The 19,705-nt window shown below is 72.1% G+C and carries 15 protein-coding genes; 7 read left to right on the top strand and 8 right to left on the bottom strand.

The annotated features are described in order from the left end of the window. Positions 1 to 61: 61 nt before the first annotated feature. The 3 genes from ACGFIO_RS41495 to ACGFIO_RS41505 all read right to left on the bottom strand — a co-directional run bounded on the left by ACGFIO_RS41495 (position 62) and on the right by ACGFIO_RS41505 (position 4,156). Entirely contained in the window at positions 62 to 775 is a 714-nt protein-coding gene (locus ACGFIO_RS41495) for a DUF1963 domain-containing protein (RefSeq protein WP_392836072.1), read from the bottom strand. Between the two features lie 34 nt (positions 776 to 809). Further along, positions 810 to 1,718 carry a proteasome assembly chaperone family protein gene (locus ACGFIO_RS41500; RefSeq protein ID WP_392836132.1) on the bottom strand — a complete coding sequence of 303 codons (909 nt, stop codon included), beginning with the start codon at positions 1,716 to 1,718 and terminating at the stop codon, positions 810 to 812. Between the two features lie 125 nt (positions 1,719 to 1,843). After that, complete coding sequence (locus tag ACGFIO_RS41505) at positions 1,844 to 4,156, bottom strand: putative bifunctional diguanylate cyclase/phosphodiesterase (protein WP_392836074.1); 2,313 nt, start codon at positions 4,154 to 4,156, stop codon at positions 1,844 to 1,846. Positions 4,157 to 4,278: 122 nt separating this feature from the next. On the opposite strand from ACGFIO_RS41505, the gene ACGFIO_RS41510 reads away from it, so the two are divergent. Both ACGFIO_RS41510 and ACGFIO_RS41515 read left to right on the top strand, forming a co-directional pair. After that, the gene (locus tag ACGFIO_RS41510; RefSeq protein WP_392836077.1) at positions 4,279 to 4,986 is read left to right on the top strand and encodes an EcsC family protein; all 708 of its coding nucleotides are present in this window, start codon (positions 4,279 to 4,281) and stop codon (positions 4,984 to 4,986) included. A gap of 32 nt (positions 4,987 to 5,018) precedes the next feature. Beyond that, positions 5,019 to 5,639 (top strand): hypothetical protein, encoded by a 621-nt coding sequence (locus ACGFIO_RS41515; protein ID WP_392836080.1) that lies wholly within the window; start codon positions 5,019 to 5,021, stop codon positions 5,637 to 5,639. On the opposite strand, the gene ACGFIO_RS41520 is transcribed toward ACGFIO_RS41515, so the two are convergent. The 5 genes from ACGFIO_RS41520 to ACGFIO_RS41540 all read right to left on the bottom strand — a co-directional run bounded on the left by ACGFIO_RS41520 (position 5,629) and on the right by ACGFIO_RS41540 (position 11,428). After that, positions 5,629 to 6,435 (bottom strand): NAD-dependent epimerase/dehydratase family protein, encoded by an 807-nt coding sequence (locus ACGFIO_RS41520; RefSeq protein WP_392836083.1) that lies wholly within the window; start codon positions 6,433 to 6,435, stop codon positions 5,629 to 5,631. The two genes, ACGFIO_RS41515 and ACGFIO_RS41520, sit on opposite strands and share 11 nt — an antisense overlap. A gap of 95 nt (positions 6,436 to 6,530) precedes the next feature. Beyond that, complete coding sequence (locus ACGFIO_RS41525) at positions 6,531 to 7,931, bottom strand: cytochrome P450 (RefSeq protein ID WP_392836086.1); 1,401 nt, start codon at positions 7,929 to 7,931, stop codon at positions 6,531 to 6,533. After that, positions 7,928 to 9,625: an AMP-binding protein gene (locus ACGFIO_RS41530; RefSeq protein WP_392836088.1), complete on the bottom strand. Its 1,698-nt coding sequence runs from the start codon at positions 9,623 to 9,625 to the stop codon at positions 7,928 to 7,930. Before ACGFIO_RS41530 ends, ACGFIO_RS41525 begins: the two co-directional genes overlap by 4 nt. Before the next feature lie 91 nt (positions 9,626 to 9,716). Beyond that, complete coding sequence (locus ACGFIO_RS41535; RefSeq protein WP_392836134.1) at positions 9,717 to 10,427, bottom strand: glycosyltransferase family 2 protein; 711 nt, start codon at positions 10,425 to 10,427, stop codon at positions 9,717 to 9,719. Then, positions 10,427 to 11,428 (bottom strand): 3-oxoacyl-ACP synthase III family protein, encoded by a 1,002-nt coding sequence (locus ACGFIO_RS41540; protein WP_392836089.1) that lies wholly within the window; start codon positions 11,426 to 11,428, stop codon positions 10,427 to 10,429. Before ACGFIO_RS41540 ends, ACGFIO_RS41535 begins: the two co-directional genes overlap by 1 nt. Positions 11,429 to 11,514: 86 nt before the next feature. On the opposite strand from ACGFIO_RS41540, the gene ACGFIO_RS41545 reads away from it, so the two are divergent. From ACGFIO_RS41545 to treZ, 5 genes are all read left to right on the top strand, one after another. After that, on the top strand, positions 11,515 to 13,089 hold the full coding sequence (locus ACGFIO_RS41545; protein ID WP_392836091.1) for a Na+/H+ antiporter: 1,575 nt from the start codon (positions 11,515 to 11,517) through the stop codon (positions 13,087 to 13,089). Further along, the gene (locus ACGFIO_RS41550; RefSeq protein WP_392836094.1) at positions 13,086 to 13,349 is read left to right on the top strand and encodes a UBP-type zinc finger domain-containing protein; all 264 of its coding nucleotides are present in this window, start codon (positions 13,086 to 13,088) and stop codon (positions 13,347 to 13,349) included. Before ACGFIO_RS41545 ends, ACGFIO_RS41550 begins: the two co-directional genes overlap by 4 nt. A 103-nt stretch (positions 13,350 to 13,452) precedes the next feature. Beyond that, positions 13,453 to 15,564 carry a glycogen debranching protein GlgX gene (gene glgX / locus ACGFIO_RS41555; RefSeq protein ID WP_392836097.1) on the top strand — a complete coding sequence of 704 codons (2,112 nt, stop codon included), beginning with the start codon at positions 13,453 to 13,455 and terminating at the stop codon, positions 15,562 to 15,564. Beyond that, positions 15,564 to 17,834 (top strand): malto-oligosyltrehalose synthase, encoded by a 2,271-nt coding sequence (gene treY / locus ACGFIO_RS41560; RefSeq protein WP_392836099.1) that lies wholly within the window; start codon positions 15,564 to 15,566, stop codon positions 17,832 to 17,834. Before glgX ends, treY begins: the two co-directional genes overlap by 1 nt. Further along, complete coding sequence (gene treZ, locus ACGFIO_RS41565) at positions 17,831 to 19,567, top strand: malto-oligosyltrehalose trehalohydrolase (protein WP_392836102.1); 1,737 nt, start codon at positions 17,831 to 17,833, stop codon at positions 19,565 to 19,567. The genes treY and treZ overlap by 4 nt, the downstream gene beginning before the upstream one ends. Positions 19,568 to 19,705 lie beyond the last annotated feature (138 nt).

Below are 19,705 nucleotides of genomic sequence, written 5' to 3' on the forward strand. Positions count from 1 at the left end.
TCCGGCTGGTCGCGAGGGGCGGCTGGGCCGGGGCACTTGAGAGGCGGAAGCAGGGGGGCGGTCAGTATGAGTCGAAGTAGGCCTCGGCCCGGTCGAAGCGGCGGGCGGCCAGGTCGGCGCGGCGGATGGCCCAGTGGATCACGCCGAGTTCGTCGCCGACCAGGAAACGGCGGTCGCTGAAGGAGGCGAGCAGGGTCCATTCGTCGGCGGGGGCGTGGTCGTGGTCGGTCACGGGGTTCCAGTTCCAGACCCAGGGATAGCCGCCGAGCTGCAGCGCACCGCCGTCGTACATCTTGCTGTGGGTGTCCCACCAGACGCGGCCGAGCTCGTGCCCGTGGGGGAAGTCCTCGGTGTCGTCGCCGCGGTTGGGGAGCGACGGTTCGATCTTGAGGCGGAGGTCCTCGGCCGGGCGTAGTTCGGAGCCCTGGGCGGAGGTGGGGGTGCCGGCCGGTACGTGGATCACGTCGTGCCAGTCGTCGCTGTCGCCGGGGTCCTCGGTGTCGGCGAAGAAGAGCAGCGTGCCGTCCGGGGGGAGCGGCAGGTCGGTGGCGTCGGCCGGGATCGCAGCCAAGTTGACGACGGCGAGCATCGGCCAGCGGGGCGCGGGCGTGCCGTCGGGCAGCGGGGGCGGTCCGCCGAGGCGGCCGGCGAGCGGACCGGACGCGTGAGCGTCGTTCGGATCGAGGGTCGCGCACCTACGAGCCGTGGTCAGCCACCGCTCGATCTCGGCGTCGGGAATGTCGCGGGCGCGCGCCTCGTCGCGAAAGGGGTCCATCGGCCGGAGTATGCCAATGTCGATCAAGGACGGTTCAGTTCTCGGTGTCCTTCGACTGCTCGGCCAGGAAACGCTCCAGCTCGGCGCCCAGCTCGTCGGCGGTCGGCAGGTTGCCGGTGTTGCCGGCCAGCAGGTTGCCCTCGCGGCCGCGGAGGAACGCGTCGTACTGCTGCTCGAGCGACTGCACCAGCCGGGTGGCCTGCTCGTCGTCGGCGACCTGGGTGTCGACCTCCTCGCGGACCGCGGCCGCCGCCTCGCGCAGCGCGCCGGTCGGCAGGGCCAGGCCGGTGCTCGCCGACACCGAGTCGAGGAGCAGCTCGGACGCGGCGGGATAGGTGGTCTGGGCCAGGTAGTGCGGCACGTGGGCGGCGTACCCCATCGCGTCGTGCCCGTTCTGTCCGAGCCGGTATTCGAGCAGGTTGCCGACGCTGGCCGGCACCTGCACCCTCTGCAGCCAGGACTCCCGGTCGCCGAGCAGTTCGCGATCGGTCGCGTGGGCGGTGACGCTGACCGGCCGGGTGTGCGGCACGGCCATGGGGATGGCATTGAGACCCACGGTCAGGCGTACGCCGAACTGATCGATCAGGCCGGTCACCGATGCGATGAAGCGTTCCCACTGCACGTCGGGTTCGGGGCCGGCGAGCATCAGGAACGCGGTTCCGATCTCGTCGTGCATCAGGTGCAGGGCCAGCGACGGTTCCTCGTAGCTCTCCCAGTGGTCCTCGACGAAGACCATCGGGGGGCGGCGGGAGCGGTAGTCGAGCAGCTGGTCCACGTCGAACCGGGCGAGCACCCGGGACTCCAGCTTCTCCAGCAGGTGCTCGCGGGAGAGTTGGATCGCGCTGCCCGCGTCGACGAACCCGGTCAGCGCCTGGATCAGGATCGGCGACTCCAGCGTCGGCACGTCGCCGGTCAGCTCGTAAAGCTCGCGGGGGTCGAGCACCTCGGCCATCCTCCTCGGTCGGCTGCGCCCGCGGCTGGCGCGCGCGAGACACCAGGCGAGAACAACGCCGGTGTACGGAACATTCCAGCACCGATTCGCACGCCCCAGCACACAGGGGTCGGATTTCAGGCAGCTACCGAGGCCTGTTCCAGGCTGTGCGCGACCTGAGCGGGGGACAGCGGGCGGCTGAAGTGGTAGCCCTGCGCGAAGCGATAGCCCAGCCGGTACAGCGTTTCGGCCTGCTCGGCGGTCTCCACACCCTCGGCCACGGCCTGCAGGTGCAGCCCATTGGTGATCTGGATCATGGCGGTGGCGATGACCGCCTCCTCGGAGCGTCCGCCGATGCCGTCGACGAACGATTTGTCCACTTTCAGCGTGTCGACCGGGCAGGTACGCAGCAGGCCCAGCGACGAGTGACCGGTGCCGAAGTCGTCCAGCGCCACCTTGACCCCGAGCCCGACCAGGTTCTGCAGCGTGTCCAGGGCCACACCACCGTCGAACACCGCGGTCTCGGTGACCTCCACCACCACCCGCTCCGGATCGAACCCGGTCTCGGCCAGCGCCTCCTTCACGTCGTTGGCGAAGCCCGGTTCCCGCAGCTGGCGGGCCGACACGTTGATGCCGATCTCGCGCGGGGCGGCGTCGCCGTACAACCGGTCCCACTCGGCCGCCTGACGCAGCGCCGTCCGCAGGATCCAGTCGCCCAGCGGCACGATCAGCCCGGTGCGCTCGGCGATCGGGATGAACGTGTCCGGGCCGACGAAGCCGCGGTCCGGGCGGTGCCAGCGGATCAGCGTCTCCATGCCGGTCCAGTGGCCGTCGGGGAGCCGCACGATCGGCTGGTAGACCAGCGTGAACTCGCCGTTGTCGAGGGCCTGGCGCAGGGCGGCGCCGAGCTCGGCGTCGGCCGCCTGGTGCTTCTCCAGTTCGGCGTCGTAGACCGCGTGCCGGCCCTTGCCGCCCTCCTTGGCCGCGTACATGGCCAGGTCGGCCCGGCGCAGCAGCTCCTGCGGGGCGGCGTCGGCCCAGCCCTCGGCCAGGCCCACGCTGGCGCTGACCAGCAGGTCGTAGCCGAGCGCGTGGACCGGGCGGCGCAACGCCTCGGTGATCCGGTCCAGCACCTCGGTCGCCTCGTCGCCGCGCAGGCCGTCCAGGATCAGGCCGAACTCGTCGCCGCCGAGGCGGGCGACCAGGTCGTCACCGCGTACACACTCCTTGAGCCGCGCGGCCACCACCACCAGCAACGCGTCCCCGACAGCGTGCCCCAGACGGTCGTTGATCGCCTTGAAGTCGTCCAGGTCGATCAGGGCGAGGCTCATCGCCCGGCTGCCCGAGCGGAGTAGCGCCTCGCGGGTGCGCTGCTCGAACAGGGTGCGGTTGGCCAGGTCGGTGAGGTGGTCGTGGCTGGCCCGGTGGGCGAGCTGGGCCTGGCCGGCGTCGACCCGGCGCAGCAGCCGGTCGTTCTCCAGCAGGGCGTGCACCTGGCGCAGGGCGACCAGCGCGGTCAGCAGCACGGCGGCGATGGCGATGATCAGGAACATGCCGCCGGTGGTGGCGCCGACCCAGAGCAGCAGGCCGTCGGTGGCGGCGACGGCGACGTACGGGACGAGGCTGCTGCGCCGGCGCGGCCGCACCACCGGGCGTACGCCGGTGATCCGGCGCTGCCGGTCGGCGGCGAACGCGGCGCAGAGCATGGTGGCGCAGACCGTCACGTGTGAGCTGCTCAGGCCCGGCCGCAGGTCGACGAGCAGCGGGGTCAGGCCGCCGCCGGCCGCGCCCAGGGCCGCGGCCAGGGCGAGCAGCCGGGTGATGACCCCGTCGAGGCCGCCCATGCCGATCATGGAGATCTTGACGAAGGCGAGCGAGCCGCACAGGCCGAGCGCGGCCAGGACCAGCATGGGTACGACGTCCGGGCCGGCCGCCGCGACGCTGCCGTACGACTGGACCAGCGCGAACCAGGCGATGATGCCGGTGGTGATGCCGACCGTGGCGGCGTCCAGGGCGAACCGGGCGGTGTGGTTGATCTCGCGGCGCTGTCCGGTCGGCAGCCGGATCAGCATCCAGATTAGCGACAGGATGGACAGCCCGTAGATGATCGCCGTCGGCAGGTCGTGACTCACGCCGTCGAAGCTCGGATCGGCCAGAGCGTGGCGGAAATCACCCACGATGCCGGCCAGTACGAGCAGGGCCACCAGCGTCAGGTCCTGCCACAGCCGGCGGGCGAGCGGGTCCCGGCCGGCCAGCTTCGAGGTACGCCAGGCGGCCCGGGTCAGCACGACCGAGCTGGCCGCGATGGGTAGCCAGTTCAGCCACGGTGGCACAGCGGGCACGGTGGCGGTCACCAGGAACAGCGCCGACGCCAGCACGAGCAGGCCCGACATGGCCACGAGCAGGGGGGTAGGGCGCAGTGGTCGTACGCGCCGTCCATCTCCCGCCATGTCCGAACTATCGGTCCCGACGCCACCGGTATGAGCGTTCGCGGTGGGACGTATTCGTGTGCACGTGCATCCGCACGGCACAATGGTTGAAAGATCCCTCTTCCCCTCGGAGTGATGATCTGGTGACCGAACCTGATGGTGACGATCAAGCCGCTGCCACGCCCCCCGGCTCGCTGTGGGAGCGGATGAAGGCCGATCCGCAGTACGCCCCCGAACACCTCGCCCTGGAGGCCGTCCGCCGCCTCGGCCCCGAGGCGGAACGCTGGGCCGACCGGCAACGCGACAGCCACCCCGGCATCACCCCCGACGCGCTGGCTCAGCTGGCGGCCCGTCGTTTCACCACCCACGCCCGCATCTCCGGCGCCGTCTCCGGGGCCACCGGCCTGCCCGGCGCGGTCGTCGACGTCGGGGTGCTGGCCTGGACGCAGGCCCGAATGGTCCTGCACATGGCGGCCGCGTACGGCGCCGACCCCAGCCACCCCGACCGGGCCACCGACCTGCTGGTGCTGCAGAAGGTGCACAAGGTGGCCGAGACCGCCCGCCTGGCCCTCGGCGTCGCCGCCGGCCGCGAACGGGCCGCCCGCCTCTTCGCCGGCGCCGCCGAACGCCCACTGAGCGGCGTGATGCTGCGCCTCGGCGTCAAACTGGCCCAGATGGCCGGTATCCGCGCCGCCAAGCGCGTCTTCGCCAAGATCGTTCCCGGCGCGGCGGTCATCCTCGGCACGTGGGCCAACTCGGCCGCGACCAAAGACCTGGCCCGGCGTACGGGCGACTACTACAGCCACGACGCCCTGACCGCCGCGCCCGTCCCGCACCCCGGCGAGGCCTAAACCGTCGTCGATCCGGTCCGATCAGGTAGTTCGTGAAGAAGAGGAGCGCGTACCCGCTGGCGGCACTCGCCGTGCCCGCGCTGCTCCTGTCCGGTTGCGGCGCGTTCTCGTCCTCCTCGTCTTCCTCGTCCGGTTCGTCGTCGGCATCGTCCGGTTCGGCCGGCGGCGGCAAGAGCTGGATCGTCTCGGCCCAGGGCAAGGCCACGCCCTCGCCCACCCCGACATCCGGCGGAACCCCGTCGCCCTCGGTGTCGTTCGGCTTCCTCCCGCTCAGCGGCGGAGGCGGAGCCGGGTACGCCACCCCCACGCCGACCTGCTCGCCGAACATGTTCAACTTCTCCCGCATCGCCGGCGTGGACGTGACGCCGTCCACCACCACAGCCAAGCTGAGCTGGTACAACGTCGGCGGCGAGAACCTGCTGGAGTTCCGGCTGTACGCGATCAGCCAGGACCTCGTCGTCGGCGAACAGCGCGACATCGGCTACACGGTGGTGAAGCCGCGAACCCCGTGCGGCCAGATGGACGCCATCATCCCCAAACTCTCCCCCAAGACCCATTACGTCTTCTCGGTCGACGCGGTGGTGGTCCGCCGCAGCGGAGACGGCACACATTCGGCCACGGTGTTCCGGTCTCACCCCATCCCTACGCTGTAGCGTTCCGCGCCTTCGCGGTGTCCAGGACCATGCCGTCGGTCAGCTGATCGACGGCGTACCTGGTGACCAGGGGGTTCGGCCCGGACGCGAGGGCGCGGAAGGCCGCGACCGGCACGTGCCGGACGGGAACCCCCAGGGCATCCCGAACCGCCTGGTCGCGCCGGTAGGTGGCCGGGTCGGCGATGTTGTAGGGCCCCGGAGGCCAGGCGCCGGCGATCGCGTCCAGGCAGGCCGAGGCCAGCAGGTCGACGCTGGTCAGGCTGAGCGGCACGTCCGGCCCCGGCAGCCAGGCGCGGCCGAATCGGACGGACCGCCGGAGACGCGGGAGCAGGTGCGGGTCGCCCGGCCCGTAGACCGCCCGCGGCCGGAGAATGACGGCGCCGGCGGCCGCGCGTTCGGCGGCGGCTTTACTACGGCCGTACGCGGACCGCTGCCCGCCGGTCGGATGGTCCTCGCGCACCGGGCCCGCGTACGGCCCCGGCGCGTAGACACTGGCGCTGCTCACATGGACCACCGGCCGGCCACCGGCGGCGGCCATGACCCGGGCCGTCCCGTCGACGTTGACCGCCCGGAACACCTCGTCCGCCGGCCCCGGGTCGCCGACCACCGCGGCCAGGTGCACGACCGCGTCCACCTCCCGCAGGTCCGGCTCCTCCCGGGCGGCGTCCCAGCGCCGGTGCTCACCGACCGGACCCGGCCGGCGTCCCAGCCCCACGACCGCCCAGCCGCGCATGTCCGCCGCCCGAGCCACCGCCGCCCCACAGAACCCACTCACTCCGGTAACCCCAACCCTCATCGACTCACCTCCCGCGCCGCGCTACCCCGATCCCGCCTTCGTCCCGCGCAGCTGTTCCCCTTCACCCCTTCTCCCCACGCCTCACGCCCCACCGCTCACGCCTCACCCCGACGACCCGAGCCGGCCCGACGCTCCGCCGCGCTGTCCGTGTCGCCCGCGCGGACCGTGAGGGAACGCCAGCCGGGCAGCGCCGAACGACGGTCGGGGCGGGCGCGCGTGACCACCGGGCGGTAGGGAGCCAGAGCCGCCAGCCAGTCGGCCAGCTGGATGCGAGCGAGGCGGGCGCCCGGGCAGGCATGCGGTCCGACGCCGAAGACCAGTCGCGCGACCTGCGGCGGCGCCGGCCGGGCCGGGTCGGGGCCGGAGCGGTGGGCGCCGGCCGCGTGCCGGGCGATGAGCATCAGCCGGTCGCCCGCGTGGACCGGGCCGCCGGGCGGAAGTTCGCCGTCCCCGGCCGCCGCCCGTGGCAGCAGCGGCGTAGGGGCGATGACACGCAACAACTCGTCGGCCAGGGCGGCTGGGTCACGTCGGGCGGCGTCCCAGAGGCGGTCGTCAGCCGACCAGGCCGCCGCCCGCGGAAGGGCCGCCACGGTGGTGTTGATAGCGGCGACCGCGAGCATGGCGTGCAGGCCGGCGTGCTCCCCGCCGTCCGGCGCGACCAGGGCGGTCAGCCGTGCGGCGGCCAGTCGCGCCTCGTCGCGGGCCCGCCGGCGGAACAGCCCCGGCAGATGCTCGCGCGCGGTGGCGGCGGCCGCCGCCCGGGCCGCTTCCGCCAAACGCCGGGCATCGTCGGCCGGCCCGGCCCGGAGGTCGCGCCCCGCACGATCCGTCGTCGGTCCCCGCGAGTCCCGCGTCCCGCCGGCTCCCACAGCCGCGCCGCTCGCTCTTGGACCCGTGTCGTTGTGCCGCTCGGCGGTCGTGCGGTGGCGCTCGGCCGAGGGCTCTTGGGCTGACGCGGAGTGGCTCGGGGGGCCTTCGGTCGGTGCGGCTGGGCAGAGTGGTCGGGCGGGCAGGTGGTTGGTCGTCGGCGCGGAGGATGAGCTGACGGGGGCGGGCCCGGGGCTGGTGGCGGCCAGAATGGCCAGGGCTGTGATGCCGGCTATCTCGGCGGCCAGGGGGACGAGGTCCAGTTCGGCGCCCTCGGCCAAGGGGGACAAGGCGCGGGCCATCAGGTTTGTCCAGGTGGGACGCATGGCTTCGACGCCGGGGGCGGACAGCGGGTCGGCGGAGGTTCGGCGGGATGTGCGGTGGGACTGGCCCTGCTGGTCGAACAGGGCGGCGCCGCTGGTCAGGGCGGTGACCGCGCCCCCGGTGGTGCCCTCGGCCGTGCGGTCCAACGTCAGCCGGGTCAGGGCGTGCACGTAGGCCTGGCGGTCGTGAACCAGGAGGGTGCCGCCGAGGCGGACAGTGGGGCGGTGCCGGGTGGCCGCCAGCACCGTGAACAGGAACGGGTGCGCCGCCAGGTAGACCAGGCGGTCGCGGCTGCGGGCCCTCATCGGGTGCGTCCGCGGTAGAGGCGGTCGAGGTCGGTCGGCGGGCCGGGCGCGGTCAAGGTCGCGGCCAGACGGGCGGCGGCGGCGCGGTCGGGTTTGCGGGAACGACCGGACAGCGGGATCTCGGTCAGGATCACCGAGTCCGGGCGGGCGGTGCCCATCCGGGACAGCGGGTCGCGCAGGGCCGCCCGGATCTGGGCCGGGTCGGCGCCGGGGGCCGGCTGGATCAGGGCCACGACGCGTTCGTCGCCGTCCTGGGCCGGGGTGCCGACGACAACGGCGAGCCAGACGCCGAGTACGTGCAGCGAAGGCTCGTACAGGCCGGGATAGATGTTCTCCGCTCCGCGCAGGATCATGTCCTTCCGCCGGCCGCCCAGCACCACCCGGCCACCGACGATGCGGGCGATGTCTCCGGTCGCGACCCACTCGAACGGGTCCTCGCCCAGGTAACGGTCGGCGGCGTTCGGCCCGCTGAGAAAGAGCTCACCAGCGCCACCGGAAAGCAAGCCGCCGGCGGAGAGAGCGTCGTGGCCGGCCGGCGGCCCGCCGGTGGTGCGAGCGGCGTCGCCCGGAGACGGCCCGCCGGCCGAGAAAGCGTCGTGGTCGGGAAGCAGCCGGTCGGTGCGGGAAGCGTCTTGGCCGGCAAGTGGCCCGCCGGTGGTGCGAGTGGCGTCGCCCGGAAACAAGGCGTCAGCTGGGGGAGGGAAGCCGGGTGGGTGGAGACGGGCCGATACGCCGGGCAGAAGTGCGCCGACCAGGTCGCCGTCGGAGGTGAAGGCGGCCTTGTCGGCCGACTCGACGGCGGCCGCGGGGAAGAGCTCGGTCAGGGCGTACACCCCCCAGGCCTCGTCGGCCCCGGCCGCGCGCACCGCACGCAGCAACGACGCACTCACGGGAGCCGATCCACTGTAGACGCGGCCGGTGAAGCGGACGCCCCGGGCCAGCGCCGCCCGGAGCTGGGGCGGCGTGAGGTAGGTGGCCTGAGGGCCGAGTCGCCGGATCTGCCGGGCCAGCGCTCGCGGCCGCCGGGCGGGCAGGGCCACGGGTGCGCCGGCGGCCAGGGACGGCAGCAGGACGAAGAAGGTTCCGCCCAGCACGGGGCGGCCGGGGACGGGGCGGACCAGGTCGTGCACGGTACGCATGCCGGCGGACAGGCCGGCCCGGGTGTGCACGACGGCGCGCGGGCGGCTCGTCGTTCCGGAGGTGAAGACGATCACCGCGTCGCCGTCGCCGTCGAAGGAGGCGGGAGCGGGGCCGCCGGCGAGGGACAGGGTGGGGGCGGTGCCGGGCAGGCGGCGGCCCAGGGTGCGCAGGGGAGCGATCGCCGACAGGTCGGGCAGGGCCAGGTGGGCGCGCCGGGCCAGGGGTGCGGCCCAGCCGGCCACCGCCTGCGCCGCCGCGTCGGCCAGGACCAGCCTCGGCTGCGCCGTCGTCAGGCGGGCGAGGAGCACGTCGGGGCCGGCGGACGGGTCGAGGACGGCGATGCGCAGACCCATCCGGTACGCCGCCAGCATCGCCCCGAGCGCCCGAGGCCCGGGGCGTACCGCCAGGCCGATCGTGTCCCCGGCGACCAGGCCGTTCGCGTGCAGCGCGGCGGCGTACCCGGAGACGAGCCGGCCCAGATCGCCGCGTGACACGCCCCGCATGGCAGGCCGGTCGTCGCCCTCGCGCAGATCCGCGAGCAACTCACTCAGCATGCCCCGACCTCACATCCGACCTGCCGGGAGAGAAACCGCGTGGGGAGGGACAGGGTGGGGAGGGCGGACCGGGCCGCGATTGAGGCGGGCATCAGCGCGGATCCGGGGTGAGGCGGCCGCTGCCCTGGCCCAGATACCACCGGGCGGTGGCCACGACACCGTAGGCGCGGAGGCGGCGGGTGGAGTTCTCGACGACCATGGCGCGGTTGCGGGTGATCGACGTGGTGGTGCGGCGGACCCGGTTGAGGAACAGGCGGTCGGTGGGTGACGGGCGCCGGGGCATGCCGCCGCAGGCGAGGTAGAGCTCGGCGGTGATGGCCATGTTGTTGCCGGCGTGCATGCGGTAGGGCGCGTGGAAGCCGGCGCCGCGGTGGGCCGGGCGCAACCGGCCGAAGAGGGCGGCCAGCGCGACCAGCGTGGCGAAGAACGCGCGGCCGAGGATGCCGTGCTCGTCGCGGCGGGCGGTGATGCGGCCGCAGACCAGGCCGGCGCCGGAGGCCAGCGACGCCCGGGCGGCGGCCACCCACCGGCGGCGCGGGATGCAGTCGGCGTCCGTACGCGCCAGAAGCTCCGCGCCGTGGGCGATCGCGTAGCGGAAGCCGGTGTCGACCGCGCAACCCACCCCTTTCTCGTCCTCGACCAGCACCTCGGCGCCGAACCGGCGGGCGATGGCCGCCGTCGCGTCGGTCGAGCCGTTGTCGACGACGAGCAGGTGATAGTCGCGGTCGGTCTGGGCGGCCAGCGCGGCCAGGGTGGCGCCGATGCGGGCCTCTTCCTGGTAGGCCGGAACGACCACCCACATCACGACGCCTCCCAGATCATCGTCATCAGGCTGACCCCGCCGCCGAGGCCGACCAGCAGTACCTTGTCGCCGGGGGCGAGCCCGTCGCGGACGCGGGCCAGCTGCACGCCCAGCGTGGCCGACGCCAGGTTGCCCAGCGACGGCACCGTGATCACCAGTTTGTCCGGCGGCACGCCGGTGACCTCCACGAATCGCTCGAGGTAGGGCAGGGTCACCTGGTGAACGAGCACGTGGCGGTAGTCGGCCCAGCTCAGCCCGGCCCGGTGGTTAACCCGCTCGATCAGGCCGGGCCCGATTTTTTCGAACACGCCGCGCAGGCGGTGGCCGTCGCCGCTGAAGTAGGTGTGTTCGTCGCCGCGGGGGTGCCGGGAGCCGCCGCCGAAGATGCCGCCGACCGGCCAGTGTTCGGAGTGGGTCTCGCTGTCGATGTCGAGGATGCCGCCGGCGGCCACCGGTTCGACCAGGACGGCCGCGCCGGCGTCGCCGAACGTGTAGCCGGCGAAGGCCGCCCGCACCTCGGCCAGGCCGCTCACCCGGGGGCGCATCGCCCGGGTCGGCGTCTCGCCGGTGACCACCAGGGCTCGCCCGGCCCGGCCGGCCAGGATCATCGACCGGGCCAGGTCGATGCCGTTGAGGAAGCTGTTGCAGGCGTTGGTCACGTCGAGGGCGTGGGCCCGGCCGCCCAGTGTCGCCTGCACCACGTGGGCGGTGGCGGGCTCGACCATGTCGCGGGTGGCCGACGCGAACAGCAGTAGATCGATGTCGGAAATGTCGAGATCGGCGGCCGCGAGGACCTGGCGGGCGGCGCCGGTGGCGAGGTCCGAGGCGTTCTCCGACGAAGCGGCGACGTGCCGGGTCACGATGCCGGTGGCCTGCTCGAACAGGCCGGCGGGGAGGGAATCGCCGGCGACCCGCGACTGCAGCTCGGACGTGGACAACGACTGCGGCGGCAGGAACGCGGCCGCCGCGGTGATGCCCACGCGGGCGGGGGTTGAACTCATGCGGGCAAGCTTGGCGGGTAAGGCACCCCGGCGGCATGAGTAAGCGGACCTAATTCTCGTCCGTACGACCGCCTAAGCTTCACGCCATGGAAGGCATCGTCGACACGGTCGTGCTGATCGTGATCGCTGTCGCCGGGGCGGCTCTGGCCCGGCGGCTCGGGTTCGTCGCGCCCCTGGTTCTCCTGGTCGGGGGCCTGGGCCTGTCCTTCGTGCCCGGATTGCCGGAGATCCACGTGGAGCCGGAGCTGGTGCTGGTCGGCATCCTGCCGCCGTTGCTCTACGTGGCCGCGCTGCAGACCTCGATCCCGGCCTTCCGCCAGGCGCTGCGCCCGATCATCCTGCTGGCCGTCGGGCTGGTGATGTTCACCGCGTTCATCACCGGCGCCGTCCTGCACCTCTTACTGCCGGAGGTGCCACTGGCGGCGTGCGTGGCGCTGGGCGCGGTGGTGGCCCCGCCCGACGCGGTGTCGGCGACCGCGATCGCCCGCCGGATCGGCCTGCCCCGCCGGATCGTCACCCTGCTCGAGGGCGAGAGCCTCCTCAACGACGCGACCGCCCTGGTCATCGTGCGGATCGCCGGCGGCGCGCTGACCGGCGCGGCGGTGGGCGCGTGGGAGATCAGCCGGGACGTCGTGCAGATCGCCGGCGGCGGTCTGGCCATCGGCTATGCGGCGGCGCTGCTGGCCGCGTGGCTGCACAAGAAGATCAAGGACCCGCTGCTGGACGACGCGGTGTCGCTGCTCACCCCGTTCGTGGTCGTGGTCGTGGCCGAGGAGCTGCACACCTCCAGCGTGGTGGCGGTCGTGGTGACCGGCCTCTACCTCGGCCACCGGATCCCGTACCTGCTGTCGTCGACCTCCCGCCTGCAGATGGAGGCGGTCTGGCGGCTGATCAACTTCCTGCTCGAGGGCGCCGTCTTCCTGCTGGTCGGGTTGCAGCTGCGCGAGCTGGTCGGCGACCTGGAGACCGATCTGGCCACCACGGTGCGGGCCACCGCGCTGGTGTTCGGGCTGATCGTGGTGCTCCGATTCGTCTGGATGTACCCGGCGGCCTACCTCGCCCGGCTGATGCCGCGGATCCGCAACCGGGAGCAGCGGCCGTCGCCGGCCGCGCTGACCGTGGTCTCCTGGGCCGGGATGCGCGGGGTGGTCACGCTGGCCGCCGTGCTGACGCTGCCGCCGGCCGACGAGGTGCCCGGCGGGTACCCCCGCGACCTGTTCGTCTTCGTGGCCTTCGCCGTGATCGTGCTCACCCTGCTGATCCAGGGCACGACCTTGCCGATGATGGCAAACCGGTTGGGGGTACGCGAGGACACCTCGACCGCCGACGCCCTGGCCGAGGCGGCGGTGCAGAACCGGGCCAGCCGCGCCGCCCTGGACGCCCTGGAGAAGAACGCCGACGGCGCCCCCGGCTCGGTGGTCGACCGCCTCCGGGCGATCGCGGAGAACCGCAACAACGGGGCGTGGGAGCGTCTGGGCAGCCAGGAACAGGAAACGCCGTCCGCGGCGTACAGCCGGCTGCGCCGCGAGATGATCACCGCGGAACGACATGTGTTCAAGATCGCCCGGAACGAGGGGCGGATCCCCGAAGAGGTCCTGACCCGCGCCCAGCGCGATCTCGACCTGGAAGAGTCCCAGCTGAACCGGAGTGACGACGAGTGATCTGCCAGCACCTGAAGGACGCCGGTGACCCGGCCCCCGTCTCCCGGTACGAAGACGGGTGCCCGCAATGCGTCGAGGGCGGCTTCACCGATTGGGTCCACCTGCGCAAGTGCCTGACCTGCGGGTTGGTCGCGTGCTGCGACTCGTCGCCGCGCCGGCACATGAGCCGGCACCACGACGAGACCGGCCACTCGGTGATGCGGAGCTTCGAGCCGAACGAAACCTGGCGCTGGTGTTTCGAGGACGACGTTCTGGGTTAGCTGTCCCCCGTCCCGGTCGGAGAACGGACCACAGCGCCGGTTTGTCGTACGGCTGGGTGAGAATACTGACGGGGCACGGTACGTCGGCACACAAGGAGCGCACATGCAGGTTTGGCCTGGTCACCGGTACCCTCTGGGCGCCACGTACGACGGGACGGGCACGAACTTCGCGATCTTCTCCGAGGTGGCCGAGGCGGTTGAGCTCTGCCTGTTCGACCCCTCGGGCAACGAGCGCAAGGTCCAGTTGCACGAACAGGACGCGTTCGTGTGGCACGCCTACCTGCCGGGCGTCGAGCCGGGCCAACGGTACGGCTACCGCGTCTACGGACCGTACGACCCGCACCGGGGACTGCGCTGCAACCCGCACAAGCTGCTCCTCGACCCGTACGCGCGGGCGGTCGACTCGGACATCGACTGGCACCCCTCGCTGTACGCCTACGACTTCGACAACCCGGACGAGATGTCCGACCTCGACTCGGCCCCGCACATGGCCAAGGGCGTCGTGGTCAACCCGTACTTCGACTGGGGCAACGACCGGCGCCCGGACATCCCGTACCACCACTCGGTGATCTATGAGACGCACGTCAAGGGCCTGACCGAGCGGCATCCGGACGTCCCCAAGGACATGCGCGGGACCTATGCCGCGATCGGTCACCCGGCGATCATCGAGCATCTCAAGAGCCTGGGCGTGACAGCGGTCGAGCTGATGCCGGTGCACCAGTTCGTGCACGACAACCGCCTGGTCGACCTGGGCCTGCGCAACTACTGGGGCTACAACACGCTCGGCTTCTTCGCGCCGTACCACGGTTATTCGGCGATGGGCGCGCTCGGCCAGCAGACCCAGGAGTTCCGCGGCATGGTCAAGGCGCTGCACGCGGCGGGCATGGAGGTGATCCTCGACGTCGTCTACAACCACACGGCGGAAGGCAACCACCTCGGCCCGACGATGAGCCTCAAGGGCATCGACAACCGCACCTACTACCGCCTCGTCGACGACCAGCCGCAGTTCTACATGGACTACACGGGTACGGGCAACAGCCTCAACGTCCGCAGCCCGCAGAGCCTGCAGCTGATCATGGATTCGCTGCGTTACTGGGTGACCGAGATGCACGTGGACGGCTTCCGGTTCGACCTCGCGTCCACCCTGGCCCGTGAGTTCTACGACGTCGACCGGCTGTCCACCTTCTTCGAGGTGGTGCAACAGGACCCGGTGGTCGGCCAGGTCAAGCTGATCGCCGAGCCGTGGGACGTCGGCCCGGGCGGCTACCAGGTGGGCAACTTCCCGCCCAACTGGACCGAGTGGAACGGGAAATACCGCGACACGGTCCGCGACTTCTGGCGCGGCGAGCCGGCCACCCTGGCCGAGTTCGCGTCCCGGATCACCGGCTCGGCCGACCTCTACCAGGACGACGGCCGCAAGCCCTTCCACTCGATCAACTTCGTCACCGCGCACGACGGCTTCACGCTCAACGACCTGGTGTCCTACAACGACAAGCACAACGAGGCCAACAGCGAGGAAAACCGGGACGGCGAGAGCCACAACCGGTCCTGGAACTGCGGGGTCGAGGGCCCGACCGACGATCAGCACGTGCTCGCCCTGCGCGCCCGGCAGCGCCGCAACTTCCTGGCCACGCTGCTGCTCAGCCAGGGCGTGCCGATGATCTCGCACGGCGACGAACTGGGCCGCACCCAGGGCGGCAACAACAACGCGTACTGCCAGGACTCGGAGATCGCCTGGGTCGACTGGGAGAAGGCGGACGAGCAGCTGCTCGAGTTCTCCCGCAAGCTGACCGCGTTCCGGCACCGGCATCAGGTGTTCCAGCGCCGCCGGTTCTTCACCGGGCTGCCGGTGACCGCCCGCGGCGGCGGCGACCCGCTGCCCGACCTGGCCTGGTTCACGCCCGACGGCCGGCAGATGACCGGCGACGACTGGGGCAACGACTTCGGCCGGGCGGTCGCGCTGTTCGTCAACGGCGAGGGCATCCGCGAGCGCGGGCAGTACGGGCAGCGCCACGTCGACAGCTCGTTCCTGCTGTGTTTCAACGCACACGACGCCCCGATCGAATTCGCCACGCCTCCGGCTGAATACGGCGAGAAGTGGGAAAGAGTCATCGAGACGGCCGAGCCGTCGCCGGACCGGCCTGCCGTGGTCGAGGCCGGCGGCACCATCCTCGTGCCGGACCGCTCGCTCATCGTTTTGGACAGGACGGTTTAGTGACACCTACCGGCACCTACCGCGTCCAGGTACGCCCCGATTTCCCGCTCGCCAAGACCGCCGAACTCGCCGATTACCTGGCCGACCTGGGTGTCAGTCACCTGTACACCGCTCCGCTGCTGACCTCGGCCCCCGGCTCCGAGCACGGGTACGACGTGGTCGACCACTCCCAGGTCAACCCCGCGGTCGGCGGTGAGGAGGGCCGACTGGCGCTGGGCAAGGCGCTGGAGACGGCCGGGCTGGGGCTGATTGTCGACATCGTGCCCAACCACGCCGGGGTGGCCGTGCCCGCCGCCAACCCGTCCTGGTGGGACGTTCTCGCCAACGGCCGATCCTCGGCGTACGCCGGGTGGTACGACATCGACTGGGACCGGGGACGGATCCTGATCCCGGTGCTGGCCGACGACCCGGCCGCGCTCGACGACCTGCGGGTCGAGGACGGCGAGCTGCGCTACTACGACAAGCGCTACCCGATCGCCGACGGCACCGGCGACGGCACGCCGCGCGAGGTGCACGACCGGCAACACTACGAGCTGGTCAACTGGACGCGGGGCGACAGCGAGCTGACGTACCGCCGCTTCTTCGCCATCTCCGACCTGGCCGGCCTGCGCGTCGAGGACCCGGAGGTCTTCCGGGCCACGCACGCCGAGATCCTGCGCTGGGTCGAGGAGGGCTCGGTGCAGGGCATCCGGGTCGACCACCCGGACGGCCTGCGCGACCCGGCCGGCTACTTCGAACGGCTGCGCGCCGCCGCCCCCGAAGCGTGGCTGGTGATCGAGAAGATCCTGGAGCCCGGCGAGGCACTGCCCGCCTGGCCGGTCGACGGCACCACCGGCTACGACGCGATGGCCGAGGTCAACGGCGTCTTCGTCGACACGTCGACCGAGGCGTTCTTCGACACCCTCGACCACCACCTGACCGGGGCCGAGACCTCCTGGCAAGATCTGGTCCACCAGACCAAGCTGCACATGGCGTCCCGGGCGCTGGCGGCCGAGCTGGCGCGGATGGCTCGCCTCGTACCCGATGTCGAAACCGCACCCCGCGCCCTGGCCGAGCTGGCCGCCTGCTTCCCGGTCTACCGCTCCTACCTCCCCGAGGGCGCCCGCCACCTGGCCAAGGCCCGGTCCGAGGCGGGCCGCCGGCGTCCCGAGCTGATCCCCGACCTCGACCGGCTGACCGCCCGGCTGCGCAATCCGGACGACGAACTCGCGATCCGGTTCCAGCAGTTCACCGGCGCGGTGATGGCCAAGGGCGTGGAGGACACGGCGTTCTACCGCTGGACCAGGTTCACCGCCCGCAACGAGGTGGGCAACGACCCGGCCAAGTTCGGCGTCACCCCCGACGAGTTCCACGAATGCGCGGGCGAGCGCGGCCGCAACTGGCCGGCGTCGATGACCAGTCTCTCCACCCACGACACCAAGCGCAGTGAGGACGTCCGGGCCCGGCTGGCCGTGCTGGCCGAGCTGCCCGGCGACTGGACCGAGGTGGTGCGCCGCTGGGTGCGGGCGGCTCCGCTGCCCGACCCGTCGCTGGCCCATCTGGTCTGGCAGGCCGCGGTGGGTGCGTGGCCGATCTCGCGGGAACGGCTGCGGGCGTACGCGGTGAAGAGCGCCCGCGAGGCCGCCGCGTCGACCACCTGGACCAGCCCCGACGAGGGTTTCGAGGCGGCCCTGAGCGCGATGGTCGACCAGATCTACGACGACCCCGCACTCAACGCCGAGGTGGCCGCCTTCGCCGCCACGATCACGCCGCCGGGCTGGTCCAACGCGCTCGGGCAAAAACTGGTGCAGCTGACCATGCCCGGGGTGCCCGACGTCTACCAGGGCACCGAGCTGTGGGACTTCTCCCTGGTCGACCCGGACAACCGCCGCCCGGTCGACTTCGCCGCGCGGCGCGACCTGCTGACCCGCCTGGACGACGGCTGGCTGCCCCCGGTGGACGACACCGGCGCGGCCAAGCTGCTGGTCACCAGCCGGACCCTGCGGCTGCGCCGGCGCCGGCCCGAACTGTTCGACGGCTACCGGCCGGTGTTCGCCGAGGGCCGCCTGGGCGAGCACGTGCTGGCCTTCGACCGCGGCGGTGTGGTCGCGGTGGCCACCCGGCTGCCGGTGGGATTGTCACGCCGCGGCGGGTGGCTCGACACCACGCTGTCACTCCGCGGCAACACGTGGACGGAAGTGTTCACGAACACGGTGTACGGCGGTGACCGGCTGGCGGTGGGCGACCTGCTGGACACGTACCCGGTGGCATTGCTGGTGAAGGAATCATGACGACGTTCGAGGTGTGGGCGCCCGAGAAGGACGCCGTCCGGATCCTGGTGGCGGGCGCGGAGCGGGCGATGGAACGCGACGACGACGGCTGGTGGCGACTGGACCTGCCCGAGGCCGGGCCGGGCAGCGACTACGCGTACGTATTGCCGGATGACGACACGCCGCTACCCGACCCGAGGTCGCTGTGGCAGCCTGAGGGCGTGCACGGCCCCAGCCGGGTGTACGACCATTCGGCTTTCCCCTGGTCGGACGGCGCCTGGACCGGTCGCCAGCTGCCCGGCTCCGTCCTGTACGAGATGCATGTCGGCACCTTCACTCCGGAAGGGACCTTCGACGCCGCCATCGAGCGTCTGGACCACCTCGTCGACCTCGGCGTCGACCTGGTCGAACTGCTCCCGGTCAACTCGTTCAACGGCGAGTACAACTGGGGGTACGACGGCGTCTGCTGGTATGCGCCGCACGAGGCGTACGGCGGCCCCGACGGCCTGAAACGCTTCGTCGACGCCGCCCACAACCGGGGCCTGGGCGTGCTGCTGGACGTGGTCTACAACCACTTCGGCCCGAGCGGCGCGTACGCCCCCCGCTTCGCCCCCTACCTGCACACCGCGGCCAGCAACCCGTGGGGCGCCGCGATCAACCTGGAGGGCCCGCTCTCCGACGGCGTCCGCCGCTACATCATCGACAGCATGACCGGGTGGCTCCGCGACTACCACATGGACGGCCTGCGACTCGACGCCGTGCACGCGTTCGTCGACGACACCGCCGTCCACCTGCTCGAACAGATGGCCGTCGAGGTGGAGAGCCTCTCCACCCACCTGGGCCGGCCGCTGTCGCTGATCGCCGAGTCCGACCTGAACGACCCGCGGCTGATCACCCCGCGCGAGGCGGGCGGCTACGGCCTGACCGCGCAGTGGGACGACGACGTGCACCACGTGCTGCACGCCCTGCTGACCGGCGAGCGGCAGGGCTACTACGGCGACTTCGGCTCGCTGGAGAGCCTCGAAACGGTGCTGACTCGGGCGTTCTACCACGCCGGGACGTGGTCGAGCTTCCGTCGGCGGCGCCACGGCCGGCCCGTCGACCGGCATACGACGGCCGGGCACCGCTTCGTGGCGTACCTGCAAAATCATGACCAGATCGGCAACCGGGCGGTCGGCGACCGGCTCTCCGCCACACTGTCCCCCGGGCTGTTGCGATGCGGCGCGACCCTGCTGCTGACCTCGCCGTTCACGCCGATGCTGTTCATGGGCGAAGAGTGGGCGTCGAGCAACCCGTGGCAGTTCTTCACCAGCCACCCCGAGCCCGAACTGGCCGCCGCCGTGCGAAACGGCCGGCGCAGCGAGTTCGCCACGCACGGCTGGGCCGAGACGGACGTGCCCGACCCGCAGGACCCGGCGACCTTTGCCCGTTCCAAGCTGGACTGGGCGGAGCTGGACAAGCCCGGTCACGCCGAGATCCTCGATCTCTACCGGCGGCTGATCGCGCTGCGCCGGGAGTACGCCGACCTCTCCGACCCGCGGCTCGACCAGCTCGAGGTCCAGCACGGCGACCAGTACGTGGTGATGCGCCGCGGCCGCTGCGTCGTGGCGGCCAACCTGGCCGGCGACCCGCAGACCGTGCACCTGCCGGCCGTGCCGTCCAAGGTCCTGCTGGCCACCGAGCCCGGCGTCGTCCTGCAACGCGACCGCGTCGAGCTCCCCGCCGAGTCCGCCGTGATCGTCTACACCCGTTAGCGAGCTGTCCGCGCCCCAAGTGCCGCCCGGTTGCTACCACCGCCAACCCAAGTGGTAGCGCCGCGCGGTGTTCGTGGCGCGGGTGGCGCTTTGGGCTACCGCTGTTAGGTCGGGTGGTAGCGCTGCGCGGTGTTCGTG

This window comes from Actinoplanes sp. NPDC049265, assembly GCF_043197135.1.
In the GTDB taxonomy this organism is placed as follows: domain Bacteria; phylum Actinomycetota; class Actinomycetes; order Mycobacteriales; family Micromonosporaceae; genus Actinoplanes.